This is a genomic window from Streptomyces sp. NPDC093064 (genome assembly GCF_044754605.1).
In the GTDB taxonomy this organism is placed as follows: domain Bacteria; phylum Actinomycetota; class Actinomycetes; order Streptomycetales; family Streptomycetaceae; genus Streptomyces.
Map to the genome: position 1 here is coordinate 116,919 of NZ_JBIVPK010000015.1, position 15,151 is coordinate 132,069.

General features: G+C 71.7%; 15 protein-coding genes. 8 read left to right on the top strand and 7 right to left on the bottom strand.

Annotated features, from left to right (window positions below; genetic code table 11):
- The first annotated feature begins 130 nt into the window (after nt 1-130).
- Together ACIQFZ_RS20155 and ACIQFZ_RS20160 are read left to right on the top strand one after the other, a co-directional pair.
- Complete coding sequence (locus tag ACIQFZ_RS20155; protein WP_402691813.1) at nt 131-1,285, top strand: pectinesterase family protein; 1,155 nt, start codon at nt 131-133, stop codon at nt 1,283-1,285.
- A 130-nt stretch (nt 1,286-1,415) separates the two neighbouring features.
- On the top strand, nt 1,416-2,213 hold the full coding sequence (locus tag ACIQFZ_RS20160) for an HAD family acid phosphatase (RefSeq protein WP_365433387.1): 798 nt from the start codon (nt 1,416-1,418) through the stop codon (nt 2,211-2,213).
- 63 nt (nt 2,214-2,276) lie between these two features.
- Here ACIQFZ_RS20160 and ACIQFZ_RS20165 read toward each other — a convergent pair whose 3' ends face one another.
- Complete coding sequence (locus ACIQFZ_RS20165; RefSeq protein WP_365433390.1) at nt 2,277-2,756, bottom strand: GNAT family N-acetyltransferase; 480 nt, start codon at nt 2,754-2,756, stop codon at nt 2,277-2,279.
- 3 nt (nt 2,757-2,759) lie between these two features.
- Nucleotides 2,760-3,533, bottom strand: coding sequence for an IclR family transcriptional regulator (locus ACIQFZ_RS20170; protein WP_402691814.1), 774 nt, complete (start codon nt 3,531-3,533; stop codon nt 2,760-2,762).
- Between the two features lie 166 nt (nt 3,534-3,699).
- Here ACIQFZ_RS20170 and ACIQFZ_RS20175 point away from each other — a divergent pair, with 166 nt between their 5' ends.
- The 4 genes from ACIQFZ_RS20175 to ACIQFZ_RS20190 all read left to right on the top strand — a co-directional run bounded on the left by ACIQFZ_RS20175 (nt 3,700) and on the right by ACIQFZ_RS20190 (nt 7,738).
- Complete coding sequence (locus ACIQFZ_RS20175) at nt 3,700-5,226, top strand: aldehyde dehydrogenase (NADP(+)) (protein WP_402691815.1); 1,527 nt, start codon at nt 3,700-3,702, stop codon at nt 5,224-5,226.
- 49 nt (nt 5,227-5,275) lie between these two features.
- The gene (locus ACIQFZ_RS20180) at nt 5,276-5,779 is read left to right on the top strand and encodes a GNAT family N-acetyltransferase (protein WP_402691816.1); all 504 of its coding nucleotides are present in this window, start codon (nt 5,276-5,278) and stop codon (nt 5,777-5,779) included.
- 79 nt (nt 5,780-5,858) lie between these two features.
- A complete protein-coding gene (locus ACIQFZ_RS20185; protein WP_402691817.1) occupies nt 5,859-6,581 on the top strand; it encodes a DsbA family oxidoreductase in 723 nt (240 codons plus the stop codon).
- Between the two features lie 107 nt (nt 6,582-6,688).
- Nucleotides 6,689-7,738, top strand: coding sequence for an aminotransferase class V-fold PLP-dependent enzyme (locus ACIQFZ_RS20190; RefSeq protein WP_402691818.1), 1,050 nt, complete (start codon nt 6,689-6,691; stop codon nt 7,736-7,738).
- Between the two features lie 77 nt (nt 7,739-7,815).
- Here ACIQFZ_RS20190 and thpD read toward each other — a convergent pair whose 3' ends face one another.
- The 5 genes from thpD to ACIQFZ_RS20215 form a co-directional block, all read right to left on the bottom strand.
- Nucleotides 7,816-8,715 carry an ectoine hydroxylase gene (thpD, locus tag ACIQFZ_RS20195; protein WP_402691819.1) on the bottom strand — a complete coding sequence of 300 codons (900 nt, stop codon included), beginning with the start codon at nt 8,713-8,715 and terminating at the stop codon, nt 7,816-7,818.
- The gene (locus ACIQFZ_RS20200) at nt 8,712-9,116 is read right to left on the bottom strand and encodes an ectoine synthase (RefSeq protein WP_365425105.1); all 405 of its coding nucleotides are present in this window, start codon (nt 9,114-9,116) and stop codon (nt 8,712-8,714) included. The genes thpD and ACIQFZ_RS20200 overlap by 4 nt, the downstream gene beginning before the upstream one ends.
- A 92-nt stretch (nt 9,117-9,208) precedes the next feature.
- Nucleotides 9,209-10,480: a diaminobutyrate--2-oxoglutarate transaminase gene (gene ectB, locus ACIQFZ_RS20205; RefSeq protein WP_376651366.1), complete on the bottom strand. Its 1,272-nt coding sequence runs from the start codon at nt 10,478-10,480 to the stop codon at nt 9,209-9,211.
- 84 nt (nt 10,481-10,564) lie between these two features.
- Nucleotides 10,565-11,104 carry a diaminobutyrate acetyltransferase gene (gene ectA, locus ACIQFZ_RS20210; RefSeq protein WP_365425101.1) on the bottom strand — a complete coding sequence of 180 codons (540 nt, stop codon included), beginning with the start codon at nt 11,102-11,104 and terminating at the stop codon, nt 10,565-10,567.
- 461 nt (nt 11,105-11,565) lie between these two features.
- Nucleotides 11,566-12,669, bottom strand: coding sequence for a pyridoxal-phosphate-dependent aminotransferase family protein (locus ACIQFZ_RS20215; protein WP_402691820.1), 1,104 nt, complete (start codon nt 12,667-12,669; stop codon nt 11,566-11,568).
- A gap of 127 nt (nt 12,670-12,796) precedes the next feature.
- Between ACIQFZ_RS20215 and ACIQFZ_RS20220 the strand changes: the two genes are divergently transcribed.
- Both ACIQFZ_RS20220 and ACIQFZ_RS20225 read left to right on the top strand, forming a co-directional pair.
- Nucleotides 12,797-13,894 (top strand): amidohydrolase family protein, encoded by a 1,098-nt coding sequence (locus ACIQFZ_RS20220; RefSeq protein ID WP_383057413.1) that lies wholly within the window; start codon nt 12,797-12,799, stop codon nt 13,892-13,894.
- Between the two features lie 252 nt (nt 13,895-14,146).
- The gene (locus tag ACIQFZ_RS20225) at nt 14,147-15,127 is read left to right on the top strand and encodes an SCO1860 family LAETG-anchored protein (protein WP_383057415.1); all 981 of its coding nucleotides are present in this window, start codon (nt 14,147-14,149) and stop codon (nt 15,125-15,127) included.
- Nucleotides 15,128-15,151 lie beyond the last annotated feature (24 nt).

Here is a 15,151-nt window from a genome sequence, read left to right on the forward strand (position 1 = left end):
GGGTTTGCCCCCCCCCCGGGGGGGGCGGGGGGGGGGGCCGGCCCCGCCCCCCCCCGGGGGGGGGGGGGGCGCCCCCCCCCCCCCGCCCCGCCACCGCTGCCGACCCGCCGCACCGCGAAGGAGCACCTGCATGCCCTCGCCCCACCTCAGCCCGTCCCCGCCGTCCCTGCCTGGAAAGGGACGGCCGGGAAAGGGCCTGTCCAGAAGGGGACTGCTGCTCGCCGGTGCCGCGCTCGGCCTGGCCGCCCCGCCCGCCGGTGCCGCCGCCCGGCCGCAGCCGTTCGGCCGCCACGGCTCACCGGCCGCCCGCCATAACCCGCGCACCCTCTACGTCGACCCGGACGGCCGCGGCGACTTCACCCAGGTGCAGGCCGCGGTGAACGCTGCCGCCGGCGGCGGCTGGACCCTGGTCCTCGCGCCGGGCACCTACGGGGAGACCGTCTCCGTGGACGCCACCCGCACGGACATGACCTGGATCGGCGCCACGGGCGACGCCCGCGACGTGGTGATCGTGTACGACAACGCGGCCGGCACGCCCAGACCCGACGGCGGCACCTACGGCACCAGTGGATCGGCCACCACGACCGTTCAGGCGGACGGCTTCACCGCCCACCGGATCACCTTCGCCAACGACTGGCTGCGCGCCGACCACCCCGGTGTCAGCGGCACCCAGGCCGTCGCCGCCAAGGTGCAGGGCGACCGCTCGGCGTTCTGGCACTGCCGCTTCCTGGGCCACCAGGACACCCTGTACGCCGACACCAGGACCCTGTCCGCCTTCGCCCGCCACTACTACGCCCACTGCCACATCGAGGGCGACGTCGACTTCGTCTTCGGCCGGGCGACCGCGGTGTTCGAGCACTGTCACTTCCGCGCGCTGGACCGCAGCGATCTGGCGGCGGCACCGTACGGCTTCGTCTTCGCGCCCTCCACCGCGGTCGCCAACCCGCGCGGCTACCTGGTCACGCACGGCCGCGTCACCAGCCGGGCCCCGGACGGCGGCTACAAGCTCGCCCGCCCCTGGGTGCCCAGCTCGGACACGACCGCCCGCCCGATGCTGACCGTCCGCGACACCTGGCTCGGCGCGGGCATCGACACGGTCACGCCATACGCCAACATGTCGGACACGTACCCCTGGCGGGACCAGCGTTTCGCCGAGTACCGCAACTCCGGCCCCGGCGCGCGGATCACCGACCCGGCCGACCGTCCCCAGCTCACCCGCGCCGAGGCCCGGACGGCGACCCGGGAGGCGTACCTCGGCGACTGGACGCCGTGGCAGGGGCGCTGACGGCGCGTGACCGGCCGAGGTGAACGGCGGGTGGCGCAGGCGAATTGTCGGCCACGCCGGATATCGATCGGGCAAAAGGTACCCCGCACGGTCTCGCGCATCCGGGGGTGACGCGCGTAGAAAACGACTCATGCACAAGCCACTGCGTATCGCTGCCCTCGCCGCCACCTGCGTCCTCACCGGTGCCGTGATCTACGGTGCCGGTGCGGCCACCGCAGGTCAGTCGACCGCCAACTCCACCCACGAGCCCTACAACATCGGGCTCCTCACCCAGGACATCGACACCTACTACGGCACCAAGCCCGACGCCGACGGCGTCTACCAGGCGTCCCCGGACAGCCCGTACGCCAAGGACCTCGCGCGCGTCGACGCCGACGCCAGGAAGTGGATCGACAAGGCGGCGGACAAGGCGGACCACAAGGGCAAGAACAAGCCGGCCGTCGTCTTCGACATCGACGACACGCTGCTGCTCAGCCTGGACTACGAGAAGAAGAACAGCTACGGCTACAACAGCGCCACCTGGGCGGCCTATGTCAACAAGGCCGACCGCCCGGCGGTCTTCGGCAGCCCCGAACTCGTGCAGTACGCCGCGAAGAAGGGCGTCGAGGTCTTCTACAACTCCGGCCTGAGCGAGGCACAGCGCTCCGCCGCCGTGGAGAACCTGAAGAAGATCGGCGCCGACGTCAACCTCGACGCCGCGCACATGTTCCTCAAGGACGCGGCCAACCCGCCGTCCTACCTGAAGGACTGCGCCACCCCGGGCGCCTGGAAGTGCACCACCGTCCAGTACAAGTCCGGCACCCGCAAGCACATCGAGGACCTCGGGTACGACATCGTCGCCAACTTCGGCGACCAGTACTCCGACCTCGACGGCGGCCACGCCGAGCGTGGGTTCAAGCTGCCCAACCCGACGTACTTCGTCGGCTAGGCACATGACGTGCCCCGCCCGCTCCACGAGGCCGGGCGGGGCACATCACGCGTGCGCCCGTTGTCACCCGGCGTCGGCCCCCAGCGACAGCACCACCTCGTCGATCTCCTCGCCGCGCGCCTCGGCGAACCCCCGGGCCCGCGCGGACTCCCGGAAGCCGCATTTGGCGAGCACCCGCAGCGAGCCGGCGTTGTCCGCCGCCGCCCGCGCGTACAGCGGGCGTTCGGGGACCTCGGCCAGCAGGGCGCGCAGCGCGGCCGTGGCGACGCCACGGCCCCAGTAGGCGCGGTCCACCCAGTAGGTGACCTCGCGCTCGCCCGGCTCGCCGTAGACGGCGGCGCTGCCGACCACGTCACCGTCCAGCAGGACGGTGCGCAGCACGACGGAAGAGGCGCGCAGCCTTCGCCAGTGCGCCTCGAAAGCCTCGTGGTCGGCCGGGTCCTTCGGGGTGAAGGCGGCCATCCGCAGCGCCTCCGGGTCGTTCATCTGCCGGAAGAACACCGGCAGATCGCTGTCGTGGACCTCGCGGAGTACGACCTCCATGTGTCACAGCCTCCGGGTGGCGAGCGTCAGTCGGTCACGGGCGTCGAAGAGAGCATCCTTCACCATCTGCTCGTGCGCCGGCGTCAGACGCGCCACCGGGACCGAGCAGCTGACCGCGTCCCGGGCCGGGGTGCGGTACGGGATCGCCACCCCGAAGCAGCGCAGGCCCAGGGTGTTCTCCTCGCGGTCGACGGCGTACCCCTGCTCGCGGATCTGATGCAGCTCCTCGATGAGCCGCTCGCGGTCGGTGATGGTGTGCTCCGTCAGCGCGGGCAGCGTCTCGGGGAGCATCTTGCGCACCTGCTCGTCCGTGTACGTGCTCAGCAGTGCTTTGCCCAGCGAGGTGGAGTGGGCGGGCAGGCGGCGGCCGACCCGGGTGAAGGGGCGCAGATAGTGCTGCGACTGGCGGGTGGCCAGGTAGACGACGTTCGTGCCGTCCAGACGGGCGAGGTGGATCGTCTCGGTGGTGTCGTCGGACAGCCGGTCCAGCGTGGGACGGGCCGCCGCGACCACCTCGTCGCCGTCGATGTAGGAGGTGCCGACGAGCAGCGCCCGCACGCCGATGCCGTAGCGCGTGCCGGTGGCGTCGGTCTCCACCCAGCCCAGCTCGACGAGCGTGCGGAGCAGCATGTACAGGCTGGACTTGGGATAGCCGACGGCCTCCTGGACCGCGACCAGCGAGTGCATACCGGGCCGGCCGGCGAAGAACTCGAGCAACTCCACGGTCCGTACCGCGGACTTGACCTGCGCCCCGCCGCCTGCGTCGCCTGCCGACATCGCCCTGGACCCCTTCGTTCGAGGAGAAGCTGGAGATATAGTCTCCGACAGTGTATTCATCATCAGAGACAGCGTTCAGCATATCGAACGCCCTGGTGGTGACCCGAATCCGGCCGACCGTAGGGACCGGCCGGATACTGCGGCAAGACATGTGGAGGGATCCGCGGTGGCAGCACCAGTCTGGAGTGTCGACCCCCGTACCGGGAAGCAGCGGGAACAGGTTGCGGTGGAGGCCACAGCGCAGGAGGTGGACGCCGTCGTGCGGGCCGCGCACGAGGCGCGCGGGGCGCTCGCCGACCGCGCCGTCCGCGCGGCCTTCCTGCGCTCCGCCGCCGAGCGACTGGAAGGGGCCCGGGGCCGGCTCGTCGAGGCCGCCGACGCCGAGACCGCGCTCGGACCGGTCCGGCTCACCGGCGAACTGGCCCGGACCTGCTACCAGTTGCGGGCCTTCGCGGACATCGTCGACGAGGGCGCCTTCCTCGACGTGATCATCAACCACCCCGACGCCACCGCGGCCCCGCCGATCCCGGACCTGCGCCGCTTCAAGGTGCCGCTCGGGGTCGTCGCCGTCTACTCCGCCTCCAACTTCCCCTTCGCCTTCTCGGTCGCCGGCGGCGACACCGCGAGCGCGCTCGCCGCGGGCTGCCCCGTCGTCGTCAAGGCGCACCCCGACCACCCGGCACTGTCCGAACTGGTCGCCAGGGTGCTGCGCGGAGCGGCCGCGCACCACGGCATCCCCGAGTCCGTGATCGGTCTCGTCCACGGCTTCGAGGCGGGCGTCGAACTCGTCGGGCACCCGCTGGTGGCGGCCGCCGGCTTCACCGGTTCCGTGCGCGGCGGCCGGGCCCTGTTCGACGCGGCGGCCGCGCGGCCGGCGCCGATCCCGTTCCACGGCGAGCTGGGGTCGCTCAACCCGGTCCTCGTCACCGAGGCGGCGGCCGCCGAGCGGGCCGAGGCCATCGGGACCGGGCTGGCCGGGTCGATGACGATGGGGGTCGGGCAGTTCTGCGTGAAGCCCGGACTGGTCCTCGTGCCGTCCGGAGCCGCGGGCGACGGCCTGGTCAAGTCGCTCACCGACGCCGTCAGCGACACCGACCCGGGCGTCCTGCTCGACCACCGGATGCGCGACAACTTCCTCACCGGCATCGCCGAGCGCTCCGCACTGCCCGGCGTCGAGTCGCCGGTCACCCCGGGCGCGGGCGGCGAGCACTCGGTCAGCGCGGGCTTCCTGACCGTGCCGGCCGAGAAGCTCACCGAGGACGGGGAGCACGACCTGCTCCTGGAGGAGTGCTTCGGACCGGTCACCGTGGTCGCCCGCTACGAGAACGAGACCGAGGCCGAGGCCGTCCTGTCGCGGCTGCCCGGCAACCTCAGCGCGACCGTGCACCTGTCCACCGAGGAGGCGGCCGGCCAGGGACGCGGCGCCGAACTGCTCGCCCGGCTGACCCCGCTCGCCGGACGCGTACTCGTCAACGGCTGGCCGACCGGTGTCGCGGTGGCCCCCGCCCAGCACCACGGCGGCCCCTACCCCGCGACGACCTCGACGTCCACCTCCGTCGGCGGTACGGCGATCGAGCGGTGGATGCGCCCGGTGGCGTACCAGAACGCCCCGGAGGCGCTGCTCCCGCCCGAGTTGCGCGACGGCAACCCGCTCGGGCTGCCCCGTCGCTTCAACGGCCACCTGGAGCGCTGACCCCGTACAGCACGGAACCGGATCGCCGGGCCTCCGCGTCCTCCCTCGCATGATCGACAACAGTGCGGGCGGACGCCTGGTGATCCGTACGGCCGTACCCGCCGAGGCGGAGGCCGTCTCCGACCTGATGGTGCGCGCGCGGTCCACGTACTCCCCGGACGGCATCCCGGATGCCGACGCCGACTGGACCGCGCGATGGCACGAGGCCATCGCGCGCCCCGACGGCCATGTGCTGTGCGCCGTCGACCAGGGCCGCATCGTCGGCATCGCCTCCTTCCGCACCCCGTCGGACGGCCCCGCGGACACGGTCACGCTGTTCCAGTTCCACGTCGACCCCGGCCGCTGGCGCTCGGGCATCGGCACGGCGCTGCACGCGGCCTGCGTCGAGCAGTGGCGCACCGACGGCAGGCGGACGGCCGTCCTGGAAGTGCACACCGGCAACGAACGGGCACAGCGCTTCTACGCCCGGCAGGGCTGGACTCCGGATCCGCTGCGGCCCGCCGACGAGGGCGGCCACCATCTGGGGCTGCGCTACACGGTGACCGGGGAATGAAACCCGCTGATTGAACGTTCACGGACCCGGCGGAGGACGTCCACCTCCGCTTCCGTACGAGCGGGAGAGAGCCGAGAGCATGCGCGTCGAGATCTGGTCGGACATCGCCTGTCCCTGGTGCTACGTCGGGAAGGCGCGCTTCGAGAAGGCACTCGGGGCCTTCCCGCACCGGGAGCAGGTCGAGGTGGTGCACCGGTCGTTCGAGCTGGATCCGAGGCGGGCCAGGGACGACGTGCAGCCGGTGATCACCATGCTCACCAAAAAGTACGGGATGAGCGAGGCCCAGGCGCACGACGGCGAGGAGAACCTGGGACGGCAGGCCGCCGCCGAAGGGCTCGCGTACCGCACCCGGGGCCGGGACCACGGCAGCACCTTCGACATGCACCGCCTGCTGCACCTCGCCAAGGAGCACGGCAGGCAGAGCGAGCTGCTGGACGCGCTGTACCGGGCGAACTTCGCCGAGGAGCGGTCCGTCTTCACCGAGGGCGACGAGCGGCTGGTGGAGCTGGCCATCGCCGCCGGGCTCGACGCCGACGCCGCCCGGAAGGTGCTCGCCGACCCCGACGCCTACGCCGCCGAGGTCCGCGCCGACGAGCAGGAGGCCGCGCAACTCGGTGCCTCCGGCGTGCCGTTCTTCGTGCTCGACCGGAAGTACGGCGTCTCCGGTGCCCAGCCCGCCGACGTCTTCACCCAGGCCCTCACCCAGGCATGGGGCGAACGCTCGCCGCTGACCCTTTTCCAGGGCGGCGACGCGGACGGGGACGCCTGCGGCCCGGACGGATGCGCGGTGCCGCGGAGCTGAGCGGCGAGGACGAACCGCAGGTCGCGGCGGATCCATAAGGAATCTTTCGCGGACCTGCGTAGAAACGCGCGATGGACGGGGGCCGCGACGGGCCGCACAGTGGATCCATGGAAACCTTCGAGACCCTCGTCCGCGCCGAGTTCGCCCCGAAGACCACCTATCTGAACAGCGCGACCCTCGGTCTCCTGCCTGCCCGTACCGTGGAGGCCCTGGGCACCGCCGTGGCGGCGGCCGCCGCCGGGCAGCCGACCGACATGTTCGCCGACGTCGAGGCCGCCCGTGCCTCCTTCGCCCGGCTGATGAAGGTGCCGGACCGGCGCGTGGCGGCCGGCGCCTCCGTCGCCGTCTACACCGGGCTGATCGCCGCCGCACTGCCCGAGGGCGGCGAAGTCCTCACCGCCGAGGGCGACTTCAGCTCCCTGGTGAACCCCTTCCACATCCGCCGGGACCTGAAGGTGCGCAGCGCACCGCTGGAGCGGATCGCCGAGGCGGTACGGCCCGGCACGGCCCTGGTCGCGGTGAGCGCCGCACAGTCGGCCGACGGCCGCGTCGCCGACCTGCCCGCCATCCGCGCGGCCGCGCGCGAGCACGGCGCGCGCGTGTACGTCGACGCCTCCCAGGCCGCCGGCTGGCTGGACCTCGACGCGGACGCCTACGACTACGTCAGCGCCGTCGCCTTCAAGTGGCTCCTGTGCCCGCGGGGCGTGGCCTTCCTGGTCGTCCCCGACGACCTCGGCGGCCTCGACCCGCTGTTTGCGGGCTGGGTGGCGGGGGAACGGCCCTGGGACAGCTGCTACGGCCCCGTCGAAGAACTCGCCCACTCCGCACGGCGGTTCGACGAGAGTCCCGCCCTCTTCTGCTACGCGGGCGCCCGCCGCTCACTCGAACTCGTCGAGGAACTCGGCGTGTCCGCCGTACGCGCCCACGACCTCGCGCTCGCCGACCGCTTCCGCGCAGGGCTGCGCTCCCTCGGCCACGAACCGGTCCCGGCGCCGGGCTCCCCGATCGTCGCCGTGCCCGGACTCGGCTCCCGCCAGGGCGAGTTGAGCGCCAAGGGCATCGAGGTCTCCCAGCGCGCGGGCAATCTGCGGGCCGCGTTCCACCTCTACAACACGCCCGCCGACGTCGACCGCCTGCTGGACGCGCTGGCCGGCTGAGGCCGCCGCCGGGATCCGGACACGGGCCGGGGCCTCCCGTCCCACACGAGGAGGCCCCGATCCGTATCACCCACGGGTCACCGCACCGGGGTGAAGTCCCGCGCCCCAATGAACTCCGGACGCCGTACCGGCGCCGAGAACGGGTCCACCGCCGCGTTCTCCACGCTGTTGAAGACGATGAACACGTTGCTGCGCGGGAACGGCGTGATGTTGTCGCCGGAGCCGTGCATGCAGTTGCAGTCGAACCAGGTGGCCGAACCGGCCCTGCCCGTGAACAGCCTGATGCCGTACTGCCCGGCCAGGGCGGTCAGCGCCTCGTCGGACGGCGTGCCCGCGTCCTGCATCTGAAGCGACTTCTTGTAGTTGTCCTTCGGCGTGGCCCCCGCACAGCCGAGGAACGTCCGGTGCGACCCCGGCATGATCATGAGGCCGCCGTTGGTGTCGTAGTTCTCGGTCAGCGCGATCGAGACGGACACCGTCCGCATGTTCGGCAGGCCGTCCTCGGCGTGCCAGGTCTCGAAGTCCGAGTGCCAGTAGAAGCCGCTGGCCCCGAAGCCCGGCTTGACGTTGATCCGCGACTGGTGGACGTACACGTCCGAGCCGAGGATCTGCCGGGCTCGCCCGACGACGCGCTCGTCCCGCACCAGCCGGGCGAACACCTCGCTGATCCGGTGCACCTCGAAGACCGAGCGGATCTCCTTGGATGTCGGCTCCACGATGGAGCGTTCGTCGGCCCGGATCGCCGGGTCGCCCACCAGCCGGTCCAGCTCCCGCCGGTAGACGGCGACCTCGTCCTCGGAGATCAACTGGTCGACGGCGAGGAAGCCGTCGCGCTCGAACGACTGGAGGCCGGCGGCGTCGAACGGTCCGGGCGTGTCGGGGGAGCCCCAGACGACCGGGTCCTGACGGGGAGTGGTCACCTCGGTGGCGCCGCGGGTGGGGTACAGGTCGGTGACGTCGGTCATGGTGGTGTTCACACCTCCTCGGGCTCGCGGAGCAGGGGGTAGACGCCGTTCTCGTCGTGGTCCTCCCGGCCGGTGACGGGCGGGTTGAACACGCAGATGCAGCGGAAGTCCTCCTTGACGCGGAGCGTGTGCCGCTCGTGGCCGTCGAGGAGGTACATGGTCCCGGGCGTGATCGTGTAGGTCTTCCCGGTCTCGCGGTCGGTCAGCTCGGCCTCGCCCTCGACGCAGACGACGGCCTCGATGTGGTTCGCGTACCACATCGACGTCTCCGTACCCGCGTACAGGATCGTCTCGTGCACGGAGAAGCCGACCTTCTCCTTGGCGAGAACGATGCGCTTGCTCTCCCAGGTGCCGGACGCGGCCTTCACATGCCGGTCGGTGCCTTCGATGTCCTTGAACGAACGGACGATCACGGTGGTACGCGCCTCCTTGCGTCGATTTTTTTGGGGTTCCAGGGTTCCGGGGTTCCGGTGTTGCGGTGTTCTGGTGCTCCGCCGCTCGGTGGTCAGGCGGTCTCGCGGACCGCGCGGGCGAGGACGCTCATGCCCTCGTCCAGTTCCTCGGGGCTGATGGTCAGCGCCGGCAGCAGCTTGACGACCTCGCCCTGCGGGCCGGACGTCTCGACCAGCAGCCCGAGGTCGAAGGCGCGCCGCGCGATCCGCCCGGCCCGCTGCGGGTCGTGGAACTCCAGGCCCCACACCAGGCCCCGGCCCCGGTACTCCCTGACGTCCGCGAGGTTCTCCTCGGTGATCGAGATCAGCCACTGCTCGAGCAGCTCACCGCGGGCGCGGGTCTGCTTCTCCATCGCCGAGCCGTCCGTCCAGTAGGCCTCCAGGGCGGCGGTGGCCGTGACGAACGCCGGGTTGTTGCCGCGGAAGGTGCCGTTGTGCTCGCCCGGCTCCCACACGTCCAGCTCCGGCCGGAACAGACACAGCGACATCGGCAGGCCGTAGCCGCTGATGGACTTGGAGACGGTGACGATGTCGGGCACGATCCCGGCCTCCTCGAAGGAGAAGAAGGCCCCGGTGCGCCCGCACCCCATCTGGATGTCGTCGACGATCAGCAGCATGTCCTGCCGCTCGCACAGCTCCTTGAGCGCGCGCAGCCACTCGGGCCGGGCGACGTTGATGCCGCCCTCGCCCTGCACGGTCTCGACGATCACGGCGGCCGGCTTGTTCAGACCGGAACCCTGGTCCTCCAGCAGCCGCTCGAACCACAGGAAGTCCGGGACCTTGCCGTCGAAGTAGTTGTCGAACGGCATGGGCGTGCCGTGCACGAGCGGGATGCCGGCGCCGGCCCGCTTGAAGGCGTTCCCGGTGACGGCCAGGGAACCCAGCGACATGCCGTGGAAGGCGTTGGTGAACGACACGATCGCCTCGCGCCCCTTGACCTTGCGGGCCAGCTTCAGCGCCGACTCCACGGCGTTGGTGCCGGTCGGGCCCGGGAACATCACCTTGTACGGCAGGTCGCGCGGGCGCAGGACCAGGTTCTGGAAGGTCTGGAGGAACGTGCGCTTGGCGGTGGTCGACATGTCGAGCCCGTGGGTGACCCCGTCGCGCTCCAGGTAGTCGATCAACGCCCGTTTCAGTACGGGGTTGTTGTGGCCGTAGTTGAGCGAGCCTGCGCCCGCGAAGAAGTCGAGGTACTCGTGGCCGTCCTCGTCGTACATGCGGCTGCCGCGCGCCTGGTCGAAGACGGTGGGCCAGCCGCGGCAGTAGCTGCGCACCTCGGACTCCAGGGTCTCGAAGACGCTCAGGTCGGGCTGGGTGATGGTCACGACGAATCGCTCCTCGGTGGGGGAGTGAGAGGGAGGCGGGGGAGGGAGAGGTGGCCGGGGGCCGGAGAGCCGGAGGGGGAGCGGTCAGAAGGAGAGTGGACCGATCCGGTGGAGGACCTCCGGGTCGTGCGGCCCGTCCGGGAACTGCTCGGCCCCGAACAGGACCTCGCGCTCGACCGTGGCGCCGTGCCGGGCGGCGTAGGAGGTGAAGAGCCGCTCGGAGGCGGTGTTGCCCGGGGTGATCGTGGTCTCCACGGAGGTGAGCCCGCGCTCGGCGGCGACCCGGGCGGTGAGCGCGTCGAGCAGCCGGGCGGCCAGGCCCCGGCCTTGGTGGCCGGCGTCCACCGCCACCTGCCACACGAGCAGGGTGTGCGGGCGGTCGGGCCGCACGTATCCGGTGACGAAACCGACCGGCTCGCCGTCGGCGTCGCGCGCCACCGCGGACGTGGCGGCGAAGTCGCGGCACCAGAGGAGATAGCTGTACGAGGAGTTCACATCGAGCGTCCCGGATTCCTTCGCGAGCCGCCAGAGTGCGGCGCCGTCGGTGGGGGCGGGACGCTCGATGCGGAGCGCCTCGGGCAATTCTGTGTGGGGGGAATGCAGGTCTGCTTGGGCGGCAGTCATGTGGAATGAACTTACCGAGCAGAATTCAAAATTGCATCGCCCTGAGGCCTTACGTGAACCGGACTCGTGTGTTATCGCGCGGGCGCGTGATCGCGCGAGAGGGCAGCGATGCGAGTGGGTTTGTGCGTAATTTACTGGGCAAAAGGGTCGCTTTTGTGGAGTGCGTCACAGTCGCATAACGCTGCCCGGGGCCTTCGAATTGTGTCGCCGAGCGTTCATGAAATCTCTGCGTTTAGGCCCGGGGAAACGGGGCAGAAGAATATGGGAAGCTGCCCGGAATTGAATTCCCGAATTACTTCGCCGACAGGCCCCGTTAATCCCGTCCATCCGCTTTTGGAGAATGCGGGCCCGCCATTGTGCCGGGCGTAGTCCTCGATCGTGTCGCCCTCATGTTCACGAACACCACCACATCCCGGTCCCCGGCCAGCCCGCCGTCCGCGTGCCTGTCGCCGTCCGCGTGCCTACGGCCGCCAGGCCTCCGCGACCGCGTTCCGGGCTGCCGCGACGTCCACGGTCGTGCCGAGGCCGGTCAGGGCGGCGCCCAGGGCCGTCAGGGCGGCCTCGACCACGTCCCGGGTGGCGTCCGTCCCGTAGTGGTTGACGCGGATCATCTCCTTGGCGAGCGGGCCGCCGCCCGCGGCCAGCGGGAGGGCGGGGTCGGCCGCCAGGGCGCGGGCCACCAGCTCGGAGGCGTCGATGCCCGACGGGGCCCGCAGGGTGGTGGCGACCGGGGCCGCCTCGGACGCCTCGTGCACGTACGGCTCCAGGCCGCCGCCGAGGGCGTGCGCACCCGCGCGGGTGGCCGCGGCGGCGCGGCGGTGGCGTTGCATCACCGCGTCCAGGCCGACCGCCTCGATGCGCTCGAGACAGGCCTCGAGCGCCAGCATCTCCAACTGCGCGGGCGCGTGCAGCAGCGCCTTGCGGCCGCCGTCGATCCAGCGCTCCTTCCAGTCCAGCAGGGACAGGTAGGAGCGGCGCGGCGCCTGCGGGTTCGCCGCCATCCGGGCCCAGGCGCGCTCGCTGACCGACACCGCCGACACCCCGGCCGGCCCGCCCATCGCCTTCTGCGCCCCGATCACGCACAGGTCCACACCCCACGCGTCCGGCAGCACCGGTTCCGCGCCGACCGAGGCCACGGCGTCCAGGTAGAACAGTGCGCCCTGCTCCGACACGGCCTTGCCGATCTCCGCGACCGGGTTGGTGTTGCCGGTCGCCGCCTCCGCGTGCACCAGCGACACGAAGTCGATCTCCGGGTGCTCGGCGAAAGCCTCCCTGACCTGGTCCGCCGTGGCCGCCGTGTGGTACGGCACCGACAGGTCGTACACCGTCGCGCCGCAGTCGCGCAGCCAGTTGCCGAACGTCTGCCCGTACGGCCCGGTGATCACGTTCAGCGCGGTCGTGCCGGGGCCGGCCGTCCCTCTGATCGCGCCCTCCAGCGGCAGCAGCGCCTCGCCCTGCGTGATCACGACATCCTGCTCGGTGCCCAGCAGCCGCGCCACCCGGTCCTCGATCGAGGCGAATCGGTCGGCGCTCAGCGGAGCGAGGTCCAGGAACGGGTTCGTCACGGCGGTGCTCTCTTCGTACGGGCGAGGGTGAACGCGTCGAGCGTAGTCGGCGGGTCTGCCCCGCTTTCACCCGGTGACCCCGGACCGGGTGGTCCGCTGCGGGCACCGGCTCATTAAGGTGCGGTGCATGAGCGATCACGCGGTGCTGCACGTGAAGGGTCGGGTGCTCGTCGGCCCGGACGAGGATCAGGTCCGGGACGAGTTGTGGGTGGTCGACGGCCGGATCTCCTACGACCGTCCCGCCGGCGCCACCGACGTGACGACCGTCGAGGGCTGGGTGCTGCCCGGCCTGGTCGACGCGCACTGCCACGTCGGCCTCGACGAGCACGGACCGGTGCCCGACGACGTCTCGGAGAAGCAGGCGCTCACCGACCGCGAGGCCGGCACGCTCCTCCTCCGGGACGCGGGCTCGCCCTCGGACACCCGCTGGATCGACGAGCGCGAGGACCTGCCGAAGATCATCCGCGCGGGCCGCCACATCGCCCGCACCCGCCGCTACATCCGCAACTATGCCTGGGAGATCGAGCCGGAGGACCTGGTCGCCTACGTCGCCCAGGAGGCCCGGCGCGGCGACGGCTGGGTCAAGCTGGTCGGCGACTGGATCGACCGCGACCTCGGCGACCTGTCGGCCTGCTGGCCGCGCGAGGCGGTCGAGGCGGCGATAGCGGAGGCCCACCGCCTGGGCGCGCGCGTGACGGCCCACTGTTTCGCGAAGGACTCCCTGCGCGACCTGGTGGAGGCGGGCATCGACTGCATCGAGCACGCCACGGGGCTGACCGAGGACCTGATCCCGCTGTTCGCCGAACGCGGCGTCGCGATCGTCCCGACCCTCGTCAACATCGCCACCTTCCCCCGCCTCGCCGCCGGCGGCGAGGCCAAGTTCCCGCGCTGGTCGGCCCATATGCGACGCCTGCACGAACGCCGCTACGACACGGTCCGGGCCGCCTACGACGCCGGCATCCCGGTCTACGTCGGCACCGACGCCGGCGGCTCCCTGCCCCACGGCCTGGCGGCGGCCGAGGTCGCCGAACTGGTCAAGGCCGGCATCCCGCCGCTCGAAGCACTCTCGGCGACGACCTGGGCCGCCCGGACCTGGCTGGGCCGCCCCGGCCTCGACGAGGGCGCCCCCGCCGACCTCGTCGTCTACGACGAGGACCCGCGCGCGGACGTCCGCGCCCTGGCGGTACCGCGACGGGTGGTCCTGAACGGCAGGGTGGCCGGCTGAGGACCGGGCGTTGACGTGTGGCGTCACCGATTTCGGTGGCGTGCGCGCTGTTGTGGGCGTCGGGGTGGTGCCTCGTGTGCTCGTACGCGGAGGGGATGTGCGAGGGGCGGATGGGAACGTCCGTGCCGGGAGAATCGAAAGGACGGTCGGAAACCCCCCGAAGGGGTGAAGTCACGCTAGATCGCTGACCGTTCACCCTCAGTACGTAATTCTTACCGGGTCCCAAGCATTCCTTTCTGGGGGTCCCACACCTTGAACGGCAACAACTTCCGCATGTCCGCTCGCCGTTGCGCCACCGCCGCCGCGGCCACCGTCCTGGCCGCCGGCCCGGTGACGCTGGCCGGCGCGGGCTCCGCGCACGCGACCGGTGGGCAGGAGGGCCACGCGAGCGCCTCCGTCCTGCGCACCGAGCTGGACGTGTCCCTGCTCAACAAGACGGTGAACGTCCCGCTCGCCGTCTCCCTCAACGAGGTCGAGGCACCGCAGAGCGCGCAGCAGACGGCACTGACCGCCCGTCTCGACGGCGTCGACGGCGGGAAGCCCTTCAGCGTGATCCGCGCGGACGTGGCGAAGACCGACGCGACCGTCTCCGCGGACAAGGCGGAGGGCATGGTCCAACTGGCCCACGCCCGCATCCACGTCCCCGGCCTGCCCTTGCTGTCCCTGATCGAGGTCGACCAGGTCACGTCCAAGGCGACCTGCGAGGCCGGCGAGTCCCCGGTGGCGAGCAGCAACGTCCTGGGCTCCGTGAGGGTGCTCGGCAAGAGGGTGACGCTCACCGCCGGCGGCACGACCGACGTCCGTGTCCCCGGCGTCGGCGAGGTCCGCCTGGACCTGTCCAAGCGTGAGACGACCTCCCGCACGGCCGCGGCGACGGCCCTGGAACTCAAGGTCTCCGTCAACCCGCTCGAGCTGAACGTGGCCGAGGTGGAGGGCACGGTCACCCTCGCCAAGGCGACGTGCGAGTCCCCGACGGCGCCGGAGAAGGAGGCGGCCCCGCCCGCCGACCAGGGCGGCGACGACAAGCCCCAGGGCACCGACGAGAAGCCCCAGAGCAGCGACGTGAAGCCCCAGAGCGCCGATGTGAAGCCGCAGGCCGCAGCCGAGAAGAAGACCGTCGACCTCGCGGAGACGGGCGGCAGCTCCCTCACCCCCTACCTGGCGGCGGGCTCCGCCGTCCTGCTGGCGGCGGGTGGAGGCGCGCTGGCCGTGGCACGGCGGCGCCGGGGCTGACGGCCCTGACCCCGTGGCCCAGCC

Excerpts from the sequence above, each read along its gene's own strand:
- ACIQFZ_RS20190 (WP_402691818.1), top strand. The coding sequence starts at position 6,689 with ATGGAAACCTTCGAGACCCTCGTCCGCGCCGAGTTCGCCCCGAAGACC.
- ACIQFZ_RS20180 (WP_402691816.1), top strand. The coding sequence starts at position 5,276 with ATGATCGACAACAGTGCGGGCGGACGCCTGGTGATCCGTACGGCCGTA.
- ACIQFZ_RS20155 (WP_402691813.1), top strand. The coding sequence starts at position 131 with ATGCCCTCGCCCCACCTCAGCCCGTCCCCGCCGTCCCTGCCTGGAAAG.
- ectA (WP_365425101.1), bottom strand. The coding sequence starts at position 11,104 with ATGACTGCCGCCCAAGCAGACCTGCATTCCCCCCACACAGAATTGCCC.
- ACIQFZ_RS20165 (WP_365433390.1), bottom strand. The coding sequence starts at position 2,756 with ATGGAGGTCGTACTCCGCGAGGTCCACGACAGCGATCTGCCGGTGTTC.
- ACIQFZ_RS20185 (WP_402691817.1), top strand. The coding sequence starts at position 5,859 with ATGCGCGTCGAGATCTGGTCGGACATCGCCTGTCCCTGGTGCTACGTC.
- ACIQFZ_RS20170 (WP_402691814.1), bottom strand. The coding sequence starts at position 3,533 with ATGTCGGCAGGCGACGCAGGCGGCGGGGCGCAGGTCAAGTCCGCGGTA.
- ACIQFZ_RS20160 (WP_365433387.1), top strand. The coding sequence starts at position 1,416 with ATGCACAAGCCACTGCGTATCGCTGCCCTCGCCGCCACCTGCGTCCTC.
- ACIQFZ_RS20220 (WP_383057413.1), top strand. The coding sequence starts at position 12,797 with ATGAGCGATCACGCGGTGCTGCACGTGAAGGGTCGGGTGCTCGTCGGC.